The organism is Croceitalea sp. MTPC5 (assembly GCF_036985505.1).
In the GTDB taxonomy this organism is placed as follows: Bacteria; Bacteroidota; Bacteroidia; order Flavobacteriales; family Flavobacteriaceae; genus Croceitalea.
This window is the reverse complement of sequence record NZ_BTGQ01000053.1, coordinates 1-249: the sequence shown is the minus strand read 5'-3', so window position 1 is coordinate 249 and position 249 is coordinate 1. Positions and strand designations below refer to the sequence as shown.

Annotated in this window: 1 pseudogene; it reads right to left on the bottom strand. The window is 61.4% G+C overall.

The annotated features are described in order from the left end of the window. Positions 1-249: pseudogene (locus tag AACM45_RS20375) on the bottom strand (gliding motility-associated C-terminal domain-containing protein); the annotation flags it as partial.

Genomic DNA, 249 nt, shown 5'->3' with positions numbered 1-249 from the left:
ATCGTCCTCATCGGGCGTGTCGATACCGTCGCCGTCATCGTCAAGGTCCCTATAGTTGACGTCCTCGGTACCGTCCGTGTCGGGAAGGTCGTTCGCAGGGTCGTCGATCTCATCGTTAACGTCGAAGCCGTCATCAACGTCACCGCCCTCGTAGCCATCGTCCAGGCCGTCACCGTCGGTGTCCTCGCCGGTAAACGCCTGGTCGGGCTCACCGTCCTCGTTGAAGTCGTTGCCCTCGTTGTTGTCGGG